The organism is Porphyromonas canoris (assembly GCF_000769115.1).
Lineage (GTDB): Bacteria > Bacteroidota > Bacteroidia > Bacteroidales > Porphyromonadaceae > Porphyromonas_A > Porphyromonas_A canoris.
Genome location: NZ_JQZV01000008.1, coordinates 23,574 through 46,549 on the forward strand (window position 1 = coordinate 23,574; position 22,976 = coordinate 46,549).

Annotated in this window: 18 protein-coding genes; 2 read left to right on the forward strand and 16 right to left on the reverse strand. The window is 45.7% G+C overall.

Translation table 11 applies throughout. The annotated features are described in order from the left end of the window. Positions 1 to 2: 2 nt before the first annotated feature. From HQ43_RS03865 to HQ43_RS09440, 7 genes are read right to left on the reverse strand one after another with little or no spacing between them, the layout of a single operon-like run. Positions 3 to 2,222 (reverse strand): cation:proton antiporter, encoded by a 2,220-nt coding sequence (locus HQ43_RS03865; protein WP_052103059.1) that lies wholly within the window; start codon positions 2,220 to 2,222, stop codon positions 3 to 5. A gap of 20 nt (positions 2,223 to 2,242) precedes the next feature. Then, positions 2,243 to 3,091: a 1-acyl-sn-glycerol-3-phosphate acyltransferase gene (locus HQ43_RS03870; RefSeq protein WP_036789954.1), complete on the reverse strand. Its 849-nt coding sequence runs from the start codon at positions 3,089 to 3,091 to the stop codon at positions 2,243 to 2,245. Next, entirely contained in the window at positions 3,078 to 4,037 is a 960-nt protein-coding gene (locus HQ43_RS03875; RefSeq protein ID WP_052103060.1) for a CDP-alcohol phosphatidyltransferase family protein, read from the reverse strand. Before HQ43_RS03875 ends, HQ43_RS03870 begins: the two co-directional genes overlap by 14 nt. A 15-nt stretch (positions 4,038 to 4,052) precedes the next feature. Beyond that, entirely contained in the window at positions 4,053 to 4,784 is a 732-nt protein-coding gene (locus HQ43_RS03880; RefSeq protein WP_036789956.1) for an SDR family NAD(P)-dependent oxidoreductase, read from the reverse strand. Between the two features lie 12 nt (positions 4,785 to 4,796). Continuing rightward, on the reverse strand, positions 4,797 to 5,255 hold the full coding sequence (locus HQ43_RS03885; RefSeq protein WP_036789959.1) for an adenylyltransferase/cytidyltransferase family protein: 459 nt from the start codon (positions 5,253 to 5,255) through the stop codon (positions 4,797 to 4,799). A gap of 52 nt (positions 5,256 to 5,307) precedes the next feature. Next, the gene (pdxA, locus tag HQ43_RS03890; RefSeq protein ID WP_036789962.1) at positions 5,308 to 6,429 is read right to left on the reverse strand and encodes a 4-hydroxythreonine-4-phosphate dehydrogenase PdxA; all 1,122 of its coding nucleotides are present in this window, start codon (positions 6,427 to 6,429) and stop codon (positions 5,308 to 5,310) included. Between the two features lie 31 nt (positions 6,430 to 6,460). After that, positions 6,461 to 7,573, reverse strand: a complete 1,113-nt coding sequence (locus tag HQ43_RS09440; protein WP_052103061.1) for a DUF4837 family protein — start codon at positions 7,571 to 7,573, stop codon at positions 6,461 to 6,463. Positions 7,574 to 8,503: 930 nt separating this feature from the next. Between HQ43_RS09440 and HQ43_RS03900 the strand changes: the two genes are divergently transcribed. Both HQ43_RS03900 and HQ43_RS03905 read left to right on the forward strand, forming a co-directional pair. Beyond that, the gene (locus HQ43_RS03900) at positions 8,504 to 9,148 is read left to right on the forward strand and encodes a hypothetical protein (RefSeq protein ID WP_036789969.1); all 645 of its coding nucleotides are present in this window, start codon (positions 8,504 to 8,506) and stop codon (positions 9,146 to 9,148) included. Further along, a complete protein-coding gene (locus HQ43_RS03905; protein WP_036789972.1) occupies positions 9,145 to 9,861 on the forward strand; it encodes a DUF3307 domain-containing protein in 717 nt (238 codons plus the stop codon). Before HQ43_RS03900 ends, HQ43_RS03905 begins: the two co-directional genes overlap by 4 nt. A gap of 67 nt (positions 9,862 to 9,928) precedes the next feature. Here HQ43_RS03905 and HQ43_RS03910 read toward each other — a convergent pair whose 3' ends face one another. From HQ43_RS03910 to HQ43_RS03955, 9 genes are all read right to left on the reverse strand, one after another. Then, a complete protein-coding gene (locus HQ43_RS03910) occupies positions 9,929 to 10,354 on the reverse strand; it encodes a hypothetical protein (RefSeq protein WP_036789974.1) in 426 nt (141 codons plus the stop codon). A 15-nt stretch (positions 10,355 to 10,369) separates the two neighbouring features. Continuing rightward, the gene (gene lepB / locus HQ43_RS03915) at positions 10,370 to 11,779 is read right to left on the reverse strand and encodes a signal peptidase I (protein ID WP_394358417.1); all 1,410 of its coding nucleotides are present in this window, start codon (positions 11,777 to 11,779) and stop codon (positions 10,370 to 10,372) included. Positions 11,780 to 12,051: 272 nt separating this feature from the next. Beyond that, positions 12,052 to 15,063, reverse strand: a complete 3,012-nt coding sequence (gene secDF, locus HQ43_RS03920) for a protein translocase subunit SecDF (protein ID WP_036789981.1) — start codon at positions 15,061 to 15,063, stop codon at positions 12,052 to 12,054. 648 nt (positions 15,064 to 15,711) lie between these two features. Then, positions 15,712 to 16,134, reverse strand: coding sequence for a large-conductance mechanosensitive channel protein MscL (gene mscL / locus HQ43_RS03930; protein WP_036789986.1), 423 nt, complete (start codon positions 16,132 to 16,134; stop codon positions 15,712 to 15,714). A gap of 271 nt (positions 16,135 to 16,405) precedes the next feature. Next, the gene (locus HQ43_RS03935) at positions 16,406 to 17,107 is read right to left on the reverse strand and encodes an energy transducer TonB (RefSeq protein WP_036789989.1); all 702 of its coding nucleotides are present in this window, start codon (positions 17,105 to 17,107) and stop codon (positions 16,406 to 16,408) included. Between the two features lie 110 nt (positions 17,108 to 17,217). Beyond that, complete coding sequence (locus HQ43_RS03940; RefSeq protein WP_036789992.1) at positions 17,218 to 18,501, reverse strand: adenylosuccinate synthase; 1,284 nt, start codon at positions 18,499 to 18,501, stop codon at positions 17,218 to 17,220. A 39-nt stretch (positions 18,502 to 18,540) separates the two neighbouring features. Beyond that, positions 18,541 to 21,195 (reverse strand): dipeptidyl-peptidase 3 family protein, encoded by a 2,655-nt coding sequence (locus tag HQ43_RS03945; protein ID WP_052103062.1) that lies wholly within the window; start codon positions 21,193 to 21,195, stop codon positions 18,541 to 18,543. 508 nt (positions 21,196 to 21,703) lie between these two features. Continuing rightward, positions 21,704 to 22,324, reverse strand: a complete 621-nt coding sequence (locus HQ43_RS03950; RefSeq protein WP_036789995.1) for an outer membrane beta-barrel protein — start codon at positions 22,322 to 22,324, stop codon at positions 21,704 to 21,706. Positions 22,325 to 22,375: 51 nt separating this feature from the next. After that, positions 22,376 to 22,972 (reverse strand): LuxR C-terminal-related transcriptional regulator, encoded by a 597-nt coding sequence (locus tag HQ43_RS03955; RefSeq protein WP_036789998.1) that lies wholly within the window; start codon positions 22,970 to 22,972, stop codon positions 22,376 to 22,378. Between the last annotated feature and the right edge of the window lie 4 nt (positions 22,973 to 22,976).

Here is a 22,976-nt window from a genome sequence, read left to right on the forward strand (position 1 = left end):
TACTATATGTCGGATTTAGGATATAGAATAAGAGTGGTAGGTAGCTGTTGTATGAGAGCGGGAGAGGCTTCAAAGTGTTTCTCCCAAGTGGTTTGCGACAGAACTACAAGGTCATACTTTTTCAGCTCATCCTCTTTTGCTTCCAATGATGAAAACTCTACCGCAGAGCGGACAAAGCTTGCATCTGCAAGGGCGGATATGAGCTTTTGGTATCTTTCACGGGTCTGCTCCGATGCTTCAGGGCTTTCCTTGATAATGAGAACTCTGTCGGAGACGGATTTGAAGCCCTTGTCCATCAACACACCGACATTACCCTTGTGCTCCTTGATAAAGATAGAGGTCTTCTCTCGCAGGAGTTGGGTATTGAACAGAGCGGTAAGGATGGGAGAGCCCAGCTTGAATTTTGCTTTGTATTTATCCTCCAGGTATCTTACCTGTTTATCGTCCGGGTGGGCAGAGAGATTGTGTCCGACACCGACGAGAAGCAGTTGTGCTTCGCTCTCTTCGGATCGTTTCAGTATGGTCTTAACGGGATTGTCCGTGACTTCATACAGCTCTTCCACCTTAATATCGTTTTCTTTTTTGTAGCTGTTCAGCTCTTTGAAGCTCGCTTCCTTGAATGCGCTTGCCTGAATGGGGTTTATATCACTTCCGACAGTCATGTGCAGAGCCATGATGTCGGCGCTATGCACCCTCTTTTTGAGAAGGCTGTGCAGAGTGTAGATCATAGCCATACCGGTCTCTGTCCGTCCGAAAGAGAAGAAGACATGCAGTACTCCGGCAATCCGTCTCTGCTTTACTTTTTCTATTCGTTTGTAGATGGCGTCTATGAGAGATACTGTAGGGGTGGTCATGAAAGTGGTTACCAAAGTCATGAGAACAAGCATGGCAAAAACAACAGGAGGGATGATACCCAACTCTAATCCCATAGTGAGCACTACAAGTTCCATAAGACCTCTGGTGTTCATCAGTATTCCGAGATAGAGGCTATCCTTGACATTCTCTCCCACAACCCTGGCTGCGATGTAAGAACCACCAAGTTTACCTACTACCGCCACAAGAATGAGAAGCAGCGTTACAAACCATAGCTCCCAGCTGTTGAGAAGACCGATCTCCGTCCTTAATCCGGATACAACAAAGAACAGAGGCAAGAAGATAGAGTGCGCTACGTCTTCCACCTTTTCGGTAATAATGCGACGGAACTTGTGATCTTCGGGCATAATCACTCCGGCTATAAATGCTCCGAAAAGAGCATGAAGCCCAAGAAGCTCGGTAACATAAGCGGAGACCAGCATGGTGAGAAAGAGTAGAGAGACCACGCCTTTGCCTACAATCTCCGTATTGGTATAGGCATTCCCGATAACCTTAAAGAGTGGTTTGATGAGCAGGAACATGGCTAAAAGATAGAGTGCAGCAAATAATAAGGTGAAGACAATGCTGGCAGCCGATCCTGCTTGGGAGATGGCTAAGATCATTGCAAGGAGACACCATGCGGTAATATCACCATTGGCGGCACTTGCAAGTGTGATGATGCCGAGGTTACTCTTCATTTTCCCTCGCTCTTGAAGGATACGTGCAAGGACGGGAAAAGCGGTAATGCTCATCGAAATACCGATGAAAAGCACAAACGGAAGCAGAGGAGTCTCTTCCGAAGCGTATCGTCCGTACAGCCCTACCGCCGCCACCGCTCCAAGTATAAAAGGTATGATGATGCCGGCATGGGATATGACGACGGTCTGTCTGAATCTCTTTTTTATTTCGGACAGATCAAGCTCCATCCCTATAACGAACATGAAGAGGATGAGACCGAACTGACTCAACAGCGCAATGCTGTCTATGCTTTCTACCGGAAAGAGTTTGGTGAACAAGCCGGGGGCTATAAGCCCTAAGATAGAAGGACCCAATGCAATACCTGCAATGATCTCTCCGATGACGGCAGGCTGTCCTACTTTTGTAAAGAGCCATGCAAATCCTCTTGCCACAACCAGAATGACAATGATCTGAAGCAGCATGAGTCCGAAGTCGGACGCGGCATGATGCTTGACAAAACCTGTAAAAACAGAAAACGCACTCTCGTTGTCTTGGCTCTCGACGGCTTGAGACAGTCCGGCATCCGTATATCTGCTTATCCAACCAAAGAGTAAAGCAGTGGCAAGAATAAGTGCAATATAGAATATACCCTCTTTACGGTACGCTTTAAGTTTGTTCGATTGTTTTGTCATGCTGTTTTTGGTGAAGTATTTTATGTGGAAGAGTGTACGGTTTTATCGTGAAAAAATTTTGCCAACTCCGTATCGCTTTCAATGTGTTGCCACTCGGACGGTTCTATGACCGGACGGATGTGTATGGATATTGTCTTTCCTTTTTTGTTGAAAATCTCGCAAGGAATCCTGACAACCTGCATCTTCAGGTTGATCATCCCGAAGATGTTATACAACAGAGAGTTTCGTCCTTCAAAATAGACCGGAAGAACGGGAACGTTGGCGGCACGTATCAGACGGATGGCACTCGGTTTCCAAAGTTGTTCGACGATTTGAAATCTTTTCCAAGACCATCTGGAGATTCCTCCGGCAGGGAACAGCCCGATCGGATGCCCCTCTGAAATCCTCGTCTTAACCTGCATCACGCCACTGATATTCTTCGATGGGTCATACTTGTCTTCCCTATGTCTCATAAGAGGATGCGTGGGAATGAAGCTGTCGTTCATCGCTCCAATCTTGCTCAGGAAGCTATTTACAAGCATCTTGTAATCTGCTCTTCTCTGCCCCAGAATATCAAGAAGCATTATGCCATCCAGCCCTCCGAAAGGATGATTAGAGACTGAAAAGAAAGCCCCATCAGGGATATTGTCCAGATGTTCTGCGCCATGCAGCTTGTAACTGACATTGATATCTTCATCTTTGAGAATGGCATGAGCAAACGCCGGACCTCTAAAATGGCAGTTGCGGGCGTGAACATTGTTGATATTGTTAATCTTGAGTATAGACATCAATCGAGGAGTGAGCCACTTGGCAGAGTGATTGGATATCACCTCTTTCAGCATCTCTTCTATGTCCTCCTGGTGTAAAACTATGGGATCAATCTCTTTCATTCTCGTACTTATTTTCTATATACTCGGTATAGAACTCGCATAAAGTTTCGTGCTGGAGGCGACTGGTGAAGAGTACAATATTCAAAACCACGATCTCATAAGCGAGATAGATCCAGAGCTGTTGGAGTAAGATGGCGATGAAAAGCACTATGGAACGTCCGTTGAACGTGAGCAGATCTATCAGCTTCATGACTATCATACTCCCTTTACGGAATCGCAGACTCTCTTCTTCGGGCAGTCTGAAGCCTTTGAACTTTCTCCGTACTGTTTCGACCATCTTTTGCAGCTTGGGTGTTGCTGCCATTTGAGCAGTGGTATAGTACTTGTAGAACCAGAAGAACAGCTTGTTCAGTCCCGGTTCCATATCATTGTACTTTTTGTTGATGCTCTCAATATCGTCAAACTCCGCTCCTTTTTCCGGACTGATAAAGAGAAGATGCAGTGTCTTATAGTAATCCGTCAATGCCGCTTGCGATAGATGCGACACCAAAGAAAGGGCTGCAAAGATGTAGAATATAGATGTATTATGCTCGGCTACAAGCCTCATGGAGATCCCCACATAGATAGAGAAGAACCACAAATCGCCTGCAATCCCGTCCAGAATACGGCCGATATTGCTTTTCTTACCCGTAAGGCGAGAGAGCTGACCGTCCACGCAGTCGAGAATATTGGCTATGACAAGGAATGCAATACCGAACAGCCCCCAAATATAATTCTCTGAGGAGAAGTATATCATAGGACCGCAAAGCACCCCTATAAGGATACTGATAATGGTTACAGTATTTGGAGAAACACCCGTAGGTACAAGAGCCACGGCTATTTTATATCCTACCTTGCGATAGAATACTCTATCAATTTTGTTCTCAGTCTCTATGGACTTTAGAGATGCAAGGTAATCCTCTTTGGATGTACCTGAAGGAATATCCTCTTTTTCGATATCTAACATAAAGGGTCATTTTGATTATCGGTAGCTGTATCCGCCATCTACCACTATGAGTTCTCCGTTGAGATAGTCCGTTTCCACCATCATTTTGTAGATTTTGGCTATCTCATCGGGTGTCGCAAACCTTTGCAGTGCAATCTTGCTCTCTATACTTCTTCTCACCTCAAGAGGTTTGTTCTTTTGCCACTCCGTGTCTATGAATCCGGGGATCACGCCATTGATCCTGATACCTAAGGGAGAAAGCTCCTTTACCATGTTTTTGACCAATGCATGAAGGCTGCTCTTGGATACTCCATAGGGGATAGAGACGGAGTGAGGGTGCAGTCCCATGAGAGATCCGGTGGCTACGAAGCAAGAACCTTTCGGCATGAGCTTGCCGAAATGACGGATCAGCATGATGTTGTAGAGCAGATTGCCCTGCAAGACTTTCATCCAATCCTCCTCCTCTATATCCCAAAAAGAGGTTCTGTTGGTTACTCCGGCGTTGAGGACGACGGCGTCCGGAATGACGTTCATTTCCTTTAGCTTATCCGCCAATACCTTTGCAGATCCCGGAGCTTCTATATCGCTCGGGAGCACCAGAAGCTGTTTCAGATGAGGATGTTCGGCTTCAAGCTCTGCCTTTACCGCTTCCGCTCTCTCTTTATCCGTTCCGTAGGTCAGGATCATTCGGTCTGCAGAAGGAAGCAGGGCACGAGCCACAGCCAAGCCGATACCCTTTGTCCCTCCTGTAATCAGTATGGTCTTCATACTCCGGTGCTTTTATCCTTTGTTGATCTTCTCCGGTTTGTGTTGTCTGGCAGTGTTCAAGCTCGCCTCATAAGATTGTTGGATAGACTGCTTGATACTTGTCGAAGAGACACCGGTACCGTATGGGAAGTAGAACACCTGTACTCCGAGATCTCGCAGATAGTCATACTTGCCTGTCCAATCGTCTCCCACCACAAAAGCATCTATATTCAGCTTCTTTACCAGCTCCGTATGGTCCAAAGAGTGTTGCGGGATAACAATGTCCGGTGTCTTTAGAGCTTCGATGATCTGCATCCGTTCGTTGAAAGGGATTACAGGAGGTGCCTTATAACTCTTCACCAACTCATCTGTGCTGACACCCACTATAAGGATATCGGCAAGAGCTCTCGCGTAGTTTATCATACGCAGATGATTGTAGTGGAACATATCGAATGTTCCGGAGGTGTACACGATGTTCTTGTTCTTAAACATAGTTCTTATACTTTAGAGGTTAACTGATGTCTCTTGCTTCATTGGGGATGTTTTACTCCTCATCCTCCATTTTTGTCTGCAAGTCTTCCAGACCAATATCTTTTCCTTTATCGTAGAATGTTTTTCTGAGCGGATTTCGCACAGCTTCGTCAAACCTTTCTCTGTTGTGATAGACGTCTATGGCAAGATAGAGAGCGTTTCGGAAAGAGGTCTCATCCGCTGTTCCGCTGCCGGCTATATCGTAAGCAGTGCCATGGTCGGGCGAGGTACGCACGATGTTGAGACCTGATGTGAAATTGACTCCAACCTGCATATGTTTGATCTTAAACGGTATCAAAGCCTGATCGTGATACATACAGAGCGTTGCATCAAACTTTTCATCCATACTGTTTCCCCAGTATCCGTCCGGAGAGAAAGGCCCGAAAGCGTGTATCTGATGCTCGTTGAACAGCGTCTCGATAGCCGGTCCGATGATCTCTATCTCCTCTCTACCGAGAAGTCCGTTCTCGCCTGCATGAGGATTGAGAGCCAGTATGGCGATCTGCGGTTTCACTATTCCGAAGTCTCTTCTCAGTGCCATGTCCAGCAGGATACACTTTTCGACGATCAGATTTACCGATAGTGCTTCCGGCACATAGCGTAGAGGAATGTGATTGGTTACCGGGGCAACGATATTCTCTCCGGCTACCATGAGCATCAGAGATTTGTTTTCGATCGTGGCAAAATGGGAGGTAAGAAACTCCGTATGCCCTTTGAAAGGAAACGCTTCATGGTGAGCAGTATATTTGTCGATAGGGCCTGTAACGATACACTTGATATGTCCGGCATCGAGGTCTCGCTTGGCTGCGAGGAGGGATGCTACCGCAAAAGAGCCGGCGGCAATATCCGCAGAGCCGGGATTGACCCTGAAGTTGTCATCTCCTTCTCCCGATGTCGGCACGATGTTTACGATATTAGGCTCTGCCTCTTCTGCCGATTGGATGAGATGGTACTGTATCGTATTGTCCGGGTCTAAGCTCTTCTTGTAGAATGAAAATATTTTGGGATTGGCATACAGAATGGGTGTATGCAGATCCAGAATAGAGTTGTCTAAAAGTGTTTTTATCACCACTTCGTAGCCCACACCGTTGGGATCTCCGGGGGTGATTCCTATTTTTATTTTGTTGTTGCTCATTGTGTTGTCTTTGAACCATGATATTTACAAACTACTTCTCCGAAGTCTCACCCTCTTGAGCTTTCTCGCCCTCTATCTTATAAGGAGCTATGACGGGTGCTTTGGGAAACAGTTTGCCGTATTCTATCTTATCGCCTGCGAGCCTTAGCGTGTAGAGTGCCGACTCGTTCAGGAGCATCAATCTCTTTTTTCTTACTTCCGGTGCATACACAAACGCTTCTGCCACCAAGACCTCCTTGCCGTTCGGGTGCACCATCGCGTGCATCACGAAAGGTCCTCCCATCATATCTCCGTGCATATTCCAGAGACCGCGCAGGATTACACGTGCTGTACCGTTCACTTCGCCTTTTACCGCCATGGGATCTGCGCGATGCTCTGTCTGCATATAAGAGTCTTTGTACTCTCCCGGCATCCACTGGCGCATGATGGAGTCTCGTTTGTGGATCAGATAAGAGGTCTCGAAAGTATTGACATCCGTATAGGGGAAAGTGTAGACCACCATATCCATCCGTCCGCGATTGCCTACGCCCTGATCGGTAGCCCAGACAAATCCGTTATTGACCCTTGTCCACTTCATCTCTACCGGTGCATTTATCGTAACCTCACCGATATACTTCTCCACCTCTTTGGCAAACTTGCTACTGTATGTCCGCTCCAAATCCGTAATATGTCTGAGGACGTCCGAGCGGTACACCTCTTCCATGATTTTGGGTGCTTGCAGTCTGATGAGAGCTTTGGCGGTAACGAGGTCCGGACTTTGTGCCGTGTAGACATTCTGCCCTTTAGCCCAAACGTTTCTCGACAACCGCAAAACGCCTTGGGTGTATCTGTTCGGATCTATATCGTAGATAAGGATGTTGCGATACGCTTTGAAGATTGTGGTGAAGTTGTTCTGTAATGTGAAAGAGAGATCAACGGATGCTTCCGGCTGAGGAAGCAGGGGCACCGGCTCATTGAAAACCTCTTTGCTAAACTCCTTGAGGGTGTCTGCTTCGGTTTCATTAACGGGTAGCACAACGATCATTTCGCGAGACTTTCCGGTGGAATCGAATGGAGACTGTTTCATGTCCGTACAAGAGGATAAGCCTGATACCACAAGAAGTGATACTGCGAAAGAGAGAAGTGAATCTATGTACCTTTTCATGTCCGAATTTTGAGGTTTCTATGGTTGTGCAATATGTTTCTGTCTGCGCCCTTGGGCTTCTTTACAAAGATACTATTTTTTGTTGAGGAGTGTAAGTGTTTGTTTTGTCCGTTTTCTCTTTGCGGAATGAGAAGAAAAATTTTTTCGGAGCTCTCTTTTTTCTTCTCCTTTTTTCCTCTCTTGCCGGCTCCATTTTTATATATTCCATCCCGAAAAATGCCTTCTTTTTTTGGTCTCTCTATTTTGATCAGAGGGGTCGTTTTCAGAGCACGAGCGAATTGTTAAATTCGCCCCATTTTATTAACACAATTTCCGATACCTGTTAAGCGAAAACAGTAAACGAGCATATTCTTTCGGCTTAACGTGTTTAATTTTTCAACGAACACGTTTACCGATTTCATTAAACACGTTTACCGGATTCGATTAACGTGTTTGGAATTTTTGCTTATAGTGTTGATAGATAGTGTTTTGTACTTTTTGCCCTCTTTTTTGCCGTTTTTTGCCCCAAAAGTGCATTAGAGTTTGTTTACATAATAGGGTGTTAAAATTTGCTTCTATTAACTCGAAAACAGGGCATGAAACCGATCGGGAGGAAAAAAAATCTCAGGATTGAAAAATTTGTAGAATATTGATTGCCAATGTTCTAAGATCTTTCAGAGAAGATGGTCATCGGAAAAAGCTCTTGAGACAAGAGGTTTTGAAGGGCTTTTTGAGGGCTTCATTTTTATATAAAAGCTCCCTTGAGAGCGGTTGAAATATCAGGAAAATCCGCTTTTATGAACCGCTTAAACGGATGATTTTACAACCGAAAATGGTTGTTTTTACGATTACAACCAAAAACGGTTGTTTTTAAGAATACAACCGAAAATGGTTGTTTTTCTGACGGCTAAAACCTATCTTTGTTTTACTATTTACCTAAAAGCAGATTGTATGGATATAAGGGGAGTCATAACGGGAGATATTGTTACTTCTTCGGCAATACGCGGAGAGTATCGGGATATTCTGTTGGAGATGCTCAATGGAATAGTAGAGGAGTTGAGAGATACCCTCTCGCCCGCCAAGATGGAGTTTTTCAGAGGGGACAGTTTTCAGATTGTTGTGGAGCATCCGGAGGAAGCAGTGAAGATGGCAGTGCTTCTCCGTGCCGGCATCAAAGGGCAGACACCCGAAAGGCTAAAGCGGGCTTGGGATGTGCGTTTGGCTATCGGAATAGGAGAGGTATCCTATCTGTCGGACAAAGTGGTGCTTTCCGACGGAGAGGCTTTTCACTTTTCCGGCAGGGAGCTGGACGATATAGGGAAGCGGAGACTTACGGTAAAGACCCGCTGGGAAGAGCTGAACGAAGAGCTGGAAGTGAGTACGGCTTTTGCGGATGACATCATCTCCCGATGGACTATATCGCAGGCAAAGGCTCTCTATGCCTCTCTGCTCTATGGCTTGACCCAAAAAGAGATGGCGATGAGTATGGGAATGAGCTCGCAAAATGTGGGAAAACTGTTGAGAGCAGGTAAGGAAAACCTTATGGCTCTCTATATTAACCGGTCGAAAAAGATCATAAAAGAGAAGATGCTATGAGTTGGGATATTCTGTTGAAACTGCTTTTGGCGCATTTTCTTGCCGATTTTGCTTTCCAGCCAAAGAAGATCTGCACCGGAAAGAGAATGCCTGGAGCAGGGAAGTGGAGCTATCTGTTGGTGCACTCGTTCATCCATGCGGCGGTGGTCTATCTGCTCTTGCAGGAGTGGGGAGGGTGGATCGTTCCCTCCATTATCTTTGTCTCTCATTTGGGTATAGACTATCTGAAGTCTGCCTTTATGCGGGAAAATGCGTGGTCGTTCTTTATAGACCAGCTGCTACACCTGGCTGTGCTGCTTTTGATATGGGGCTTCCTGTTTGGCGGAGCGGATACTTTGTGCGAATGGTTGGAAGAGTATGAGATCTCTTCCGGCTTCTGGATCGTTGCCATAGCTTATCTGCTGGTACTTAAACCTACTTCCATCGTGTTGAGTATGTTTTTCCACAGATGGAGCAAAGAGGCAGAGGAGGCAAGTCTTCCCAATGCCGGCGAATTCATAGGCTATCTGGAGCGGATACTCATCCTCACGTTTATCTTGACCAACCATATCGAAGGTGTGGGATTCCTGCTTGCGGCAAAGTCCGTCTTCCGCTTTGGGGATCTGAGCAAGGCTAAAGAGATCAAGACGACAGAGTATGTCCTCATCGGAACATTAGCCAGTTTTACCATTGCCATAGTGATCGGGTTTGTTTCTTTGGCACTGATAAGATAAGTGGAATAGCGATTTGTCAAAATGAAAAAGTCTGCTCCTTTCGGGAGGCAGACTTTTATTTTTGCTGTCAAAAGGGTATAAAGGCAACCGCTTTACCCACGATGTGCGAAGGTGGACACCACCACAACCGATGGATGGAAATCGCTTTGCTCCTGGGATCCGACTCGTTGGAGATACCGTAATAAAGGATTTCGGGATGTTCCGGATCTCTCTTGACCTCCACGATATAGCCATAGAGCTTTTCTCTTGAAGGAGACTCGACGGGAGTGAAGATCACGGCATCGCCTCTCTTCAGAGGTTCATAAAATCTTTTCTGTATAAGTATCCACACACTCTCCGAAGCATTGTTGCCACCGCTTCTATGCACACGGACCGGCTCCCAAACAAATACTCTTATGAGCAGAAGCGCAGGGAGCAAGGTAAGAACCCCGATAGAGATCTTGACCGTTCTACGTTTGGTAGATCTATCTTTCTGCTTTCCGCTCCGAGCCATATATCGTTATTCCGTTTATTCTATCTTGGATGCCGGAAGGAGGAATCTGTTCCAGCGAATCTTTCCACTGAATAAGCCTTTGTCCTTATCGAGTGAGAGCCAAACCCAAACGGGTGAACCCACGATGTGATCCTCAGGTACAAATCCCCATGCACGGGAGTCGGCACTGCGATGTCTATTATCACCCATCATGAAGTAGTAGTCCATCTCGAAGGTATAAGTGTCCGAGACCACTCCGTCAATGAATATGCGACCCTCTTTTACAGCGACAACATGCCCCTCGAAGTTGTGTATGCAACGGATGTATAGGGGGAGATTTTCCAAAGTGAGATTGATAGTCGCTCCCTTTTTAGGTATCCAGATAGGACCGTAGTTGTCTCTTGTCCACGATTTTTTCATGTCCACAGGATAGGTCGGATCGTCTTCTGCGGAGGGAGAAGGCTCTATAACTACATTCTTAACGGAGGAGACTGCTTTGATCTGCTTTACCATCTCTTGAGTCAACGGCAGCTGATGGATCAGTCCGTAGCTTCCATTCGATAAGGTATCCAGCTTCAGATATTGGAAGAAGCCGAAGTTTTGCGGCGCCGAACCGTCCAACAACACCTTGCGATCGTCCATAGAGATCTTGAGATCGTCGAGCAGCTGTTCCGGTATGGCTCTTCCGTTGGTTTGAATATAGTAGGTGTGTTGCAGGTTTTTCGGGTCTTTGATTCTCTCTCCATTGATATAGACGTCATTGTTTCTCACTTCAAGAGAGTCGCCGGGTAAGCCTATGCACCTTTTGACATAGTGTTCGCGCTTATCCACAGGCCTGTAAATGATCTCCCCGAATCTCTCTTTGTTCTCTCGGAGATACTGTCTGCCATATGTGTTTACCAGTGTATAGTAGTCCGGATTTTGCTCTTTAAGGGCTATGGTATCTCCCGCCGGAAAGTTGAAGACAACGATATCATTGCGTTTGACTGAACCGAATCCCTTCAAACGGCGATACTCTGCTTGCGGTTTGTCCAAATAGCTCTTTCCTCCCCAAAGGAAGGTGTTGTGTATGATGGGGAACGAGATAAGAGTCTGCGGCATACGAGGTCCGTAGCTCAACTTGGATACTAACAGATAGTCGCCCACAAGGTAACTTTTCTCCAGCGAAGAGGTAGGAATCTGATAGTTTTGAAAGAAAAACAGGAAGAAGACATGCACCGAGAAGACCACCACAACGATATCTTCCAACAGTTTCATCGCACTCACCACTTTGGGATTCTTGGACGACTTCCACCAACGCCAGTTAATCTTCTTGGTGATATAGCCGTCTATGATGAGGAGTACACCCGGCCAAAGCCACGGGGAACCTACCCAAATGCAGAATAGAATGTATAGAATGAGGACGATGGAGAACTTAATCCACGTTTTTAGAGGTTTATTTTTCAGTATATCTTTATTCATTGTTCTGTTGCTGATTCTTTATAATACAAAGCCCTTCCTCCTTTGCCGAAAATCTTCAAAGGAGAGAGTCTATACACAAAACCATTGTGTGAAAGGCTCATATAAGCTCTACCAAAGGTACATAAATATTTGCAATTTGTTTTGGATGCTCCTGATTGTGATAAGAGTAGAAGCAAAGAGGCTTCCTAAGTCTGTCTTAGGAAGCCTCTCTATGTATTCGATCTCCTTTATAAGGAGAGTCGGGTTATCGGTTGTGCTTACTTCTCTTCTTTGTTTCTCTCTTTTCTGCTTGCGATCAGGTATGCTATCGGCGAAGCAACAAAGAGTGTACTGATAGTACCGATCACCACTCCGAGGATCATTGCAAATGTAAAGCTTCGGATTGTAGGACCTCCAAGGATGAAGATAACAATGATGGTGATAAGTGTTGTAAGAGATGTGTTGATTGTACGAGCAAGTGTAGAGTTCAACGCATTGTTGAATACTTCTCTCTTATTCTTGTTCGGATAGATGCCCGATACCTCACGGATACGGTCGAAGACTACCACAGTGTCATTGATAGAGTAACCAATGATAGCCAACAACGCTGCTATGAACGTTGTGTCGACCTCCATAGAGAATGGCATGATCTTCCAAAGAATAGCATACAGAGCTATGATAGAGAATGTATTTACCGTTACTGAGACGAATGCTCCTGCGGAGAATGCAATGTCGCGGAAACGTATAAGGATATAGAGAGCCATGAAGATAAGAGATATTGCCACGGCAATAAGAGCATCTCTTTGAATGTCATCCGCCATGGTTGCTCCTACCTTTTGTGAGCTTTGTACATACTTGTCTACAAAAGTATCGAAGGATGTTCCTTCCGGAAGAAGGCTTTTCACGCCTTCAAATACCAGCTTCTCGATCTCTTCATCCGTATTCGGGTTAGTATCTGTGATACGATAGTTGGTAGAGATACGCACTTGATCCGGAGTACCGATATTGATTACACGTACATTGCCGGCAAGTTCGTCGTTCAACATAGATGCTACTTCCGCTGTCGAAACATTCTTATCAAACTTCACGATATAGTTACGACCACCTGTAAAGTCGATACCCGCATTAAGTCCGATAGTCGCCAACGCCGCGATACCGGCAGCAATAAGAAGTCCGAATACAGTGGCAGAAATCTTTCTTTTAGCAAGGAAGTTGACAGAAGGATTCTTGAGGAAGTTCTTTGAAATCGCTGTCGTGAAGGTTGTTTTGTCCATCTTGCCTCTTTTAGCAAGAGCTTCAAATATAAGACGAGTGATGAACACTGCCGTAATGAACGAACAGATAAGACCCACAACAAGTGTTGTGGCGAAACCGCGAATAGGACCGGTACCGAACATAAACAGTATGATACCTGTGATGATAGTGGTAACGTTGGAGTCGATAATAGCGGAGAACGCATTGCCGTAACCATCCTTGATGGAGCGTTGCATATTCTTTCCGGCGGCAAGCTCTTCCTTGATACGCTCGAAGATAAGTACGTTGGCATCCACCGCCATAGCAAGCGTAAGCACAAGACCGGCAATACCTGCAAGTGTGAGTACGGCATGAAGAGAAGCCAAGATACCGAGAGTAAAGAAGAAGTTCAATACCAGTGCAAGATTCACAACCATACCCGGAAGCAAGCCGTAAACCAAACACATATAAAGCATAAGGATGATAAGAGCTATGACAAACGAGATAATACCTGCCTTGATAGCCTCTTTACCAAGAGAAGGACCGATAATATCTTCTTGTACTATATCTACAGAAGCAGCCATCTTACCACTCTTGAGTGTGTTGGCAAGGTCGTTTGCTTCGTCCGGTGTAAAGTTACCTGTGATGCTGGAAACACCGTTAGGAATTTCACCATTTACTACCGGAGCAGAATATACAAGACCATCAAGAACGATGGCAACCTGCTTTCCTACATTGTCGCGAGTAAGACGAGCCCACTGCTTAGCACCTTCATTGTTCATGTGCATAGATACTCCCACATCGCTTCTACCCACGTGGTTGTTTACTTCTGCACGAGCTTCTGTTACAACCTCACCCGATAGAGCTGCCGAACCATCCCTTTTAGAGCTTTTAAGTGCATATAGTGCATACACTTTGCCTTCTTCGGAATAAGGTTTTGCAGACCATCTCAGATAGATATTGCGAGGGAGTTGAGCCTTCACTTCCGGTATGGAAAGAAGAGAGTCTATCATCGCCATATCTGCTGCCTGAGCATATCCGACGATAGCACCGGGAGCGGCTTGACCATTTACGTTGGCGTTTAGAGAAAGAACAGAAAGGAGAGGATTGTCTCTCTTTTGATCTTCTGCAGATAGTTGCGACTCTGTTCCGGATTGAGCTTGAACCTGTTGGCTAAGATCTGTGCTGTCTGCTTCTGCCGGAGCTGCTTCCGTTTCTGCCGGAGCGGTTTCCGCTTCTGCTTCTGGAGCAGCCACTTCTGCCGGTGTCTCTACTTCTTGCCTGCTTCCACGCTTGTTGAGAGCAGCAAGAGCATCGTTTGCATTGAGAAGAGGGCGGAACACTTCAGACATATCCGCTGTTTCCCAAAACTCAAGGTTCGCAGCACCTTGAAGAAGTTTACGTACACGTTCCGGCTCTTTGATACCCGGAAGCTCTATAAGGATACGGCTGTTGTTCTCCAATCTTTGGATGTTTGGAGCCACAACCCCGAAGCGGTCGATACGGTTACGAAGCACCTTGAAAGAGCTGTCTATCGCATCGTTCACTTCTCTTCTAAGTACTTTTTCTACGTCTGAATCGGATGCAGTGGTTGGGATTCTGTCCTTTAGTTCGAGCGTGCTAAAGATAGCAGCAAGTCTCGCACCCGGATCCGCTTTGTGAAACTCTTCGATAAAGAGCGTTACAAAGTCCTTTTGGCTTTGAGTCTTTTTCTTGTTTGCTTCTTCGATAGCCTTTAGGAAGTTGGGATCTTGGCTGTTACCGGAGAGTGAGCGTAGCACGTCTGCCTGATTGAGCTCAAGCACTACGTTCATACCCCCTTTGAGGTCAAGACCCAATCCGATCTCTTGGGCACGTACTTCTTTTAGTGTGTGTCCGAACCACACTGTCTTGTTAGAGAGCGAATCCAAGTATCTGATCTCTTTCATTGGATCGCCTTGAGCATACTCCTTTGCCGCAGAAGTATATCTGCTCGATACGAAAGTAAACGAGAGATACCACGCACTGAGGACCACCATAAGGAGAGCTACAATCTTGACTAAACCTTTGTTTTGCATCTGTTTGTGATTATGTTATTAAATTTTATTCGTTTGCTCAATCTTTTCAGACGTATGCCGTGGTTTGACGCACGGGCACTTTGATTGGCAAAGATACAATTTTTTACTATTAAAATTCATACATCAAGGCTACTTTCTTCATAAAAATGAGCTGTTTGTACGGTCTGATTTCCATGAGATTTGCTTTTGGTTTGTCTCTTTCTGCTCTCTGCTCTCTTGTTTGGTCGGGTTCGGCTCTTGATGGTCTCCTTTTTGCGGACGATTTTTAGCTGTTTCTTCTCTCCTTTTCTTCTCTGAAAATATTGTTTTGACCTGTTCAAAAAGTTGTTTGAATAGGGATATAAGTTGCTTTTGACAGGTATAAAACTAAAAATCATGCTTTGGTCGTCGAAAATCAAGATGCGATTTGTGGAAAGCAAGCCTTGATTTCTGCAACCCGAATCGTGATTTCAATCTCTGTAAACGATTAGAGCAACATTTATCCCTGTATAGAGGATTTTTTGAATAGGTTCAATCTCTTTTGCCGGCAGGATAGATCTTCTCTTTATCGTCAAAAAGGAGAGACAACCACTCGGGAGCTTTGAGCCCCAAGTGGTTGTCTCTGTATTTTTTTTGAGGTGATACGCAGAGGTAGCACGGCTTTTTGCCTTAGCGGTTTTCCTTGCGAAGAAGATCTCTGATCTCTGTGAGAAGCTGAATATCTGCCGGTGGCGCTGCCGGTTCGGCCGGTGCAGCTTCCTCTTTCTTGCGAAGAGAGTTCATGGCTTTAATCATCAAGAAGATGGCGATAGCGATGATGAGGAAGTCCACTACGGTTTGGATGAAAGCTCCGTATCTGATAGCCACTTCTTCTGCGATCACTTGTTCTCCTTCCATGACTGCTTGAGAGATGACAACCTTTAGGTCTGTAAAGTTGACTCCACCGAGCAGCTTACCTATCGGAGGCATGATAACATCGTTTACAAGCGATGAAACAATTTTTCCAAAAGCTCCACCGATGATGATACCGACTGCCATGTCTACTACGTTACCTTTAACGGCAAATTCTTTGAATTCTTTAATTAAACCCATTCTAATCTTTCTGTTTTTTGATGTTAATACTTGCTGCCTCTCCGGTTGTTATCATTCTTCAGAAGCAGATATCTAAACTCTTTGAGAATCTTTGGAGGTAAAGTTGTACGATTTTTTAGTTTTGGCTTTACAAAGACCCCCTCTGTCGGCAAAGATAATAAAAAACAAAAGTTTTTGCTTCTCTTTTATCTATTGTTTCATATAAGAAAAGAGACACAGCCATCAGATTTTGTCGTTTAGCTGTGTCTCTTTTATGTCTGTCTTTATATTCTTAAGCGTTCTGTAGCTGGAATATTACTGTTACTTCGTAACGGCAACGCACCGGAAGACCTGCTTGCTTGCCCGGTTTCCATTTAGGCATTTGCTTCACTACGCGCATCGCTTCTTTGTCCAGAGAAGGCTCGATGCCTGTAACGATATGAACATCCACGATAGAACCGTCCTTGTTTACAACGAATCCTACACGAACACGTCCTTGGATTCCATTGTCTGCTGCGATTTGAGGATAAACCAACTTGCTTGCCAACCAAGGGCGAATCTTGTTGTTACCACCGGGGAATTCAGGATCTTCTTCCACAAAGTCGTGGATCTCTTCACTCGCTTGCTCTACTTTACGAACAGATGCAGGAGGAGGAGTAAATGTTACTTCCTGAACTTTGTTCAAGGCATCATCCACGCTGAGAAGCTCTTGGTTTTCTACCTTTACTTCGTCTTCCACTACGTTGATAATATCTGCAACCACTTTTGTATCAGGCGGTGGCAGTTCGGGTGGAGGCGTTTCTTCAGGAGGCGTAATCTCGATCTCTTCTTCTTCTATAAAGGTACTGACCGTAGCAATCTCGTTAAAAACGAGGTCTCTTTTACCCCATTCAAATGCTGTGAATACAGCCGAGAGTGCTACCACAAGCCCCATTAGGAAGAATGTCGACTTGCGACTCTCAAGATTCGCACGAGGCGTTTTCTTTTGTTCCATAGTACTTGTATCTAAATTGTTATTTGTATTTCCTACTGAAAGCACCTTCTGCGTGCTTCGCCAAAGTTAGATATAGTTGAGGATATATGCAAGGGTTTTCCGTGTAAGAGTTACTTTTCGGACATGAAACCTTTTCTCAGGATCGTCTGCTTGCGATCAGGTCCCACGGAAACCACAGAGATAGAGACTCCCAGATACTTTTCTATGAAGTTCAGATAGGTCTTGAATGCAGCCGGAAACTCCTCTTCTTTTTCCACTTTCGTCATATCTTCCTGCCAGCCATCGAAGATTTTGTAGACAGGAGTAATATCCATTTCAGCGGAGAATGGGAACTGGTCTGTCTCCTTACCGTCTATGATGTAGGATGTGCAGACGTTAATCTCCTCAAACATATCAAGTACATCGCTCTTCATCATGATTAAGTCTGTCACGCCATTAAGCATCACGGAGTAGCGTAGAGCCACAAGGTCGAGCCAGCCACAGCGTCTCTTTCTTCCCGTTACCGAGCCAAACTCATTTCCTTTACGGCACATCTCCTCTCCGGTAGCGTCATGAAGCTCCGTTGGGAACGGGCCGCTTCCAACCCGTGTACAGTATGCCTTGAAGATACCGAATACTTTCCCGATTCTTTTTGGAGAGACTCCCAGTCCGGTACAAGCGCCTGCCGTCACGGTGTTGGAGGATGTAACGAACGGATATGAACCGAAATCTATATCCAGCAACGTGCCTTGAGCTCCTTCTGCAAGTATCGCTTTGTCGTTCCGTAAGGCATCGTTGATGAAAAACTCGCTGTCTATGAAGCGAAAACTCTTTAGAAACTCTATTGAATCGAACCATTCTTTGTCCATCGCAGCAGTATCTTGCACATAGTGCAGAGCCGCCAAGATCTTGAAGTGATCGCTCTTAATCTTATCGTATTTTGCTTTAATGTCAAACTCTATATCACCTACTCGCAATCCGTTACGACTTATCTTATCCGTATAAGTGGGGCCTATGCCTTTGCCGGTAGTGCCGATCTTTCCGGCTCCTTTCGCTGCTTCTCTGGCTTGATCCAGTAAACGATGCGTCGGGAGTATGAGATGAGCTTTGCGCGAAATATATAGACTCTTCCGGATATCGTGCCCCGACTCCATCAATGCTTCTGCTTCTTGCTTGAACAATATGGGATCCAACACCACGCCATTGCCTATGATGTTGATCTTGTTACCTTGAAATATGCCGGAAGGAATAGAGCGCAGGACATATTTCTTACCTTCAAACTCCAAAGTGTGTCCGGCATTAGGACCTCCTTGAAAGCGTGCTACCAAATCATATTTGGGCGTAAGAACGTCCACTATTTTGCCTTTTCCCTCATCTCCCCATTGGAGACCTAAAAGAACATCTATTTGCTGCATAATGTATTTGAGGTTGTTCGTATTATGATACAAATATAACTATTCTTCCGCAAAGAAACGAAGAATGGAATCTATCTCCGAGGCAAAAAGATTGTCTGCATGGAGATAGCTTTCGAGATGTGTACGGCACTCTTTTGCAAAAGAGGGATTTAGGTCTGAAAGTTTCTCCAAACAGCGTAAAATGAGTACCTGTTCCGTCTCCGAAACCACCCCCGAATAGATGGCGTGTTTTACCCTTTCGAGCCATTTTTCAAGGGTGGAAGCAGGAGGCATGATGCGCTTCTGCATGCTCGACTGAGCCAGCAGCAGATGAGGAATGGAAGCTACAATGCCATCGTGATGAGGCGTATACAGCAGATCATCAACGAGAGTGTAGACGTAAGATTGGTGAACAAGCAGTTCGTGAACGAGTTGTTCCGCCTCTTCCAATGTCTCTACATCTCCGCATCTTTCCACTGCTTGGAGATAGTCAAGCTCTTGGCCTTGCAGCATGAAGATGGATAGCAGGGGAAACTCGCGCACCTCTTTCTGATACCTTAGCAGTTCTATCAGCTCCGGATCCGGCTCCATCGTCTTGGCTATCTCTTTCAGACGAAACAGGGTAACACCGAAGTTCGTTCTATGTTCGATACCACCTTTTCTCATGCTCTCTGCCACAACGCCATCCATAGCATTATGTAGTCTTCTTCTGAGCTGTTTGAAGGTGTCGTGATACCTGCCAAGCTCCAGAGTCCGACTCTTTGCACTGTTCGGACTGTCGTTACACAGAGGAAGTGTTCTGTATACTTTGTTGTATCTGTTCATCTGTTCCAGATAGGTCTCGGACGTATCCAGCGTAAACTCCTCCACGCTTCCGTCGGACGAATATCGCGCTTCCATTCTCGGATTGATAAACCCTTTGAACGGAGACAGATGCAGTGCCTCGAAGCGTTTTTTTGCAGAAACGTATATCTCGGACGGGACATCCGTGGCGTATGTACGTATAATCTTCTCCGCCTCTTCGTATAACCCTTTGCTCTTGATCTCTTGTATCCGATAGAGCAGATGCCCTATATTCTCTCTCAGCTTCGTGTATGAGTGAATCTCTATAAAGAAATCTCCTGCTTCGTTTTGCTTTAGTTCCAAACAGTCCGCCCCGCATTTGTCCAATAGGTATCGGGCGATGAGCGCTCTGTTTCTCATGTGCGACTCCTGTATCTTTTCCCCTTGTTTCAGACGGGCAAGCTGAATAATGGCTCCGCCGGTAACATATAGGTCGTACTGTGCCTTATAAGCATCTTCCGGAAGAAGCCCCATCTCCACCAGCTTCGGATCTGCAATATAGTACAACGCATACAGGTCTGCCCGTGCCTCTTCTATGGTTGCGCTCCACTCTTTAAGGGCATCTTCCGAGACGCCTTCTTCGAGTCTTCCGGAACCGTGACCAAGACACTCGTGAAGATCGGTATGGAGATCATTGGTCAGAGAGCCGAATGTCATGATCCGTCTTCTTACCTCTTCTTTCAGGAAGAAGCTTTCGAGATACTCTCCGGAGTAGAGCGTGCTATCCACTGCATGGGATATGTTCGACAGGGTAACGGACTTGGAGCCGTATCTCTCTCTTATGGTGTTGTTGTTGGGCAGGTTGATTCCGAGAGGAGATGCCGGATAGCAGTCGCCTCCCAACATCAATGCTTCTATGACGGAAGCCTGAATGCCTTTCACTTCGGGCTTACGATGTGCCGGGCTGACCGGGCTATGCTCCTCGAACCAACGGGCATTATCGGATAGCAGCTTCGTGCGTCGAGAAGCCTCTCTGTCGTAAAGCTGTACCAGACCTTCCCATGTGGCTTTTCTTCCCAAGGGGTCTTGATAAGTCTCTATAAAGCCATTGATGAAGTCGACATCGGTTTTGTCGGGGGAGTGATTGAGCCAAGCCAAAGAATATGCTCTGAAATCTTCATCCGCTCCACTCTTATAGTAGGTCGTGAGCTTTTCTATGATCGCTTTCTCCCGGTCTGTTTCGGCATAGAAGTATGCGGCTCTAAGGGCGGAGACTATCCGTTTGAGAGCCGGAGCATATCTGCCGGAGGTGCTGTATGTCTCTTCATAGAGGTTGTTGTCGGCATCTTTCCTGAGCTTGCTTTGCAGTCCCGGAGAGAGTTCCGGATCTTTGGAGCGGGCGGAGTAGAACGCTTCGACCTCTTCTGTGGTGATGCCTTTGTCGTAGAAGTTTACCGATGATTCTTCCACGTTTTCGGCTGTTCTTATGGGAGCGAACTCTTTATTGAAGATGTATTCGAGCAGCAACTCTTTATCGAAACCACTATCTCTCCATTCGTTGCGCTTGTTTTCATCGATCTTTTCCCATAGTAAGGAGAGGTAGCGAGAGCTGAAAAGCGGTTCGTGTTTCCTCTCACTGTAATGGTGATGAATACCGGATGTGAAAAGGATTTGCTTGTAGTAGCAGAGCAGAGCATCGTACTCTTCTTTTTCCGTATCCAGGCTCGCAGCTGCGACCATTTCGGAGACAGCCTCTCGGAGGAACAGGTTGTACGGATGGTGTTGATCGAACAGAATGTCTCGTCCTCTAAGGGTAGCTTCGGAGAGGAAGTAGAGATAGAGTTTTCTCCTGCGGGACAGCTTCGAGAAGCTATCGACATCGTAGCGGAGAATGAGGATGTCTGCAAATTTATCTACTAAAAAGTTGCTCATTGGGGATAAGTGTTAGGTGAAAGATGGAGCCGGTATCGGTTTCGGACCATAAGCGGTACGCTTCTGTTCTCATGGAATGAAAGAGTTGCGATATAGCCTTTCAAAAGATGGTTTGATCCTGTTTATTTTCTCTCCTGAACAGGATAAAAAGTGAAAACCGGATCTTGGTTTGCACTATTCAAGCTTTGAATGGTGTAAGTCGAACCTTGAATGCTGCAAATCATGCTTTGGTTTTGAGAATTGTTGCTGTTCAGAAGAGTTTGTTTACGAGTTAAAAAGAACTTTCAAACGGGTTCAAAATCTTTTTGAAAGGGGGTAATATGGCAGAGCCTTTTCTATTGTTTCTTCTCCTGCCCCTACTCTCCTCACAAAATGAGACGGATTGATAAGGCGCTACCGCTCTTAAATCTTTGTGTCAGATGATTCTGTCCAATATGTTCTCACATTCAAGAGGCTGTGTCAAGACAATATCCCGACACAGCCTCCCGATATAAGAATGTCTGCAGGATCAGAATAGATATGCCGCAGATATGGTTATTGTCTTGTTTTTGTTGTTGTAGAAGTTTTCTATGAGTGCACTTGTGCCGGTGTACTGATAGTTGCTCTTGAACGGAGCTTCGTATTGAGCGGTGATTTGTAGCTTCTCGAACAACTCGATACCCATACCGGCTTGGAATCCGAAGCTTGCCTTGTTGAACTTAACTTCGTTGAACGACTGTGTTTTGAGCTGGTCGAAGTTGTTGCTGATAGAGTAAGCAAAGTTGGGCCCGGCAAACAAAATCACTCCGAAATTCTCAAAGAAGTCCAGTTTGACCTTTGCATTCAAAGGGATGATCAAGAGGTCTTCGCGAATTTTTTCTGTTGCATCTTTGCTCTTGTCGAAGATGTTTGCTCCTTTTCTGGAGTAGAGAAGAGCCGCATCTGCATACAATGGCAAGAATGGCACTCCCACCTCGACACCCAAACCTGCATGAGCAGAAAGTATATCTTGTGCTTTAATATCCAATGGCTTGTTTGGGAACTGAGAGAAATTGGCTCCCGCCTTTACAAAAATGTCTATCTGAGCAGATGCCGCCACAGGCAAGGCGAAAGCAAGAAGTGCTACGAGAGTAAGTAATCTTTTTTTCATGATAAAATACACTGTTTTAAGGGTTAGAAATTTCTGTTTTTATAGTTAATACTAAACGTCTCCGCCCACTACGCTCTCTACCTCTTCCGAAGAAAGTATTCCGTTCATGAGAGCATAAAACGTGAGACCGGACACGGTCTTTATTCCCAGTTTTGTGGTGATGTTTTTGCGGTGAGTCATCACCGTATTCATACTGATGTCCAAGAGATCTGCTATCTCTTTGTTGGTGCGTCCGAGGGAAACCTCTTTCAAGACCTCCATTTCGCGGAGAGAGAGATCCTTTGCCATGTTTGGAGAGTAGAGCTTCCGCTTGAGGGTCTGAGCCAATGCGCTCCTGATCTCTCCGGCATCCCACTGAGTACAGATCCCTTGTATATCTTCCGGAGAGTCCGGAAGCGGAACTCTGTTGGTGTAGACCGGCACGATGCGAAACTTGCGACCTCGTAGAGCCTCCTCGTTAAGAACCAGCTGCGTGTCCTCCATATAGACGATGTCGTACCTTTCGATGTCCGATGCGAAGAAGATCTGAAAGCTGTCGAACGTGTCTATGAGGCATCTTTCCCCGACAGAGCGCAGGATAAACTCAAGTCCCGCCCTGCGGAGGGTCTCGGAAATTACTATCGCTACGTATGTCTTGGATGATGCCATGCGA

What these genes read in the sequence shown, in the direction of transcription:
- HQ43_RS03865 (WP_052103059.1), bottom strand. Translation starts at nt 2,222, where the DNA reads ATGACAAAACAATCGAACAAACTTAAAGCGTACCGTAAAGAGGGTATA.
- HQ43_RS03870 (WP_036789954.1), bottom strand. Translation starts at nt 3,091, where the DNA reads ATGAAAGAGATTGATCCCATAGTTTTACACCAGGAGGACATAGAAGAG.
- HQ43_RS03875 (WP_052103060.1), bottom strand. Translation starts at nt 4,037, where the DNA reads ATGTTAGATATCGAAAAAGAGGATATTCCTTCAGGTACATCCAAAGAG.
- HQ43_RS03880 (WP_036789956.1), bottom strand. Translation starts at nt 4,784, where the DNA reads ATGAAGACCATACTGATTACAGGAGGGACAAAGGGTATCGGCTTGGCT.
- HQ43_RS03885 (WP_036789959.1), bottom strand. Translation starts at nt 5,255, where the DNA reads ATGTTTAAGAACAAGAACATCGTGTACACCTCCGGAACATTCGATATG.
- pdxA (WP_036789962.1), bottom strand. Translation starts at nt 6,429, where the DNA reads ATGAGCAACAACAAAATAAAAATAGGAATCACCCCCGGAGATCCCAAC.
- HQ43_RS09440 (WP_052103061.1), bottom strand. Translation starts at nt 7,573, where the DNA reads ATGAAAAGGTACATAGATTCACTTCTCTCTTTCGCAGTATCACTTCTT.
- HQ43_RS03900 (WP_036789969.1), top strand. Translation starts at nt 8,504, where the DNA reads ATGGATATAAGGGGAGTCATAACGGGAGATATTGTTACTTCTTCGGCA.
- HQ43_RS03905 (WP_036789972.1), top strand. Translation starts at nt 9,145, where the DNA reads ATGAGTTGGGATATTCTGTTGAAACTGCTTTTGGCGCATTTTCTTGCC.
- HQ43_RS03910 (WP_036789974.1), bottom strand. Translation starts at nt 10,354, where the DNA reads ATGGCTCGGAGCGGAAAGCAGAAAGATAGATCTACCAAACGTAGAACG.
- secDF (WP_036789981.1), bottom strand. Translation starts at nt 15,063, where the DNA reads ATGCAAAACAAAGGTTTAGTCAAGATTGTAGCTCTCCTTATGGTGGTC.
- mscL (WP_036789986.1), bottom strand. Translation starts at nt 16,134, where the DNA reads ATGGGTTTAATTAAAGAATTCAAAGAATTTGCCGTTAAAGGTAACGTA.
- HQ43_RS03935 (WP_036789989.1), bottom strand. Translation starts at nt 17,107, where the DNA reads ATGGAACAAAAGAAAACGCCTCGTGCGAATCTTGAGAGTCGCAAGTCG.
- HQ43_RS03940 (WP_036789992.1), bottom strand. Translation starts at nt 18,501, where the DNA reads ATGCAGCAAATAGATGTTCTTTTAGGTCTCCAATGGGGAGATGAGGGA.
- HQ43_RS03945 (WP_052103062.1), bottom strand. Translation starts at nt 21,195, where the DNA reads ATGAGCAACTTTTTAGTAGATAAATTTGCAGACATCCTCATTCTCCGC.
- HQ43_RS03950 (WP_036789995.1), bottom strand. Translation starts at nt 22,324, where the DNA reads ATGAAAAAAAGATTACTTACTCTCGTAGCACTTCTTGCTTTCGCCTTG.
- HQ43_RS03955 (WP_036789998.1), bottom strand. Translation starts at nt 22,972, where the DNA reads ATGGCATCATCCAAGACATACGTAGCGATAGTAATTTCCGAGACCCTC.